Genomic DNA, 235 nt, shown 5'->3' on the forward strand with positions numbered 1-235 from the left:
GGATTGAGGCGGTGATAAACCCCGGGCGTGCCAGCGGCAGGATCACCGTAAAAAACGTGTCCCACGGGTTGGCGCGCAAGGTCGCGGCCACTTCCAGCGGGCGCGTGCCGATGGCCGAAAACGCGTTCTGCAGCGGCTGCACCACAAAGGGCATGGAGTAGATCACCGAGCCAATCACCAGCCCGGCGAAACTGAAGGTGAGGGTGCCCAGGCCCAGCCACTGGGTGAACTGGCC

At 64.7% G+C, this 235-nt stretch carries 1 protein-coding gene; it reads right to left on the minus strand.

Annotated features, from left to right (window positions below; genetic code table 11):
- Positions 1 to 235: ABC transporter permease subunit (locus tag AAEZ05_RS30260; RefSeq protein WP_350650366.1), on the minus strand; the 235-nt coding region annotated here is incomplete at both ends.

This window comes from Pseudomonas sp. HY13-MNA-CIBAN-0226, from assembly GCF_040310305.1.
Taxonomy (GTDB): Bacteria; Pseudomonadota; Gammaproteobacteria; order Pseudomonadales; family Pseudomonadaceae; genus Aquipseudomonas; species Aquipseudomonas gregormendelii.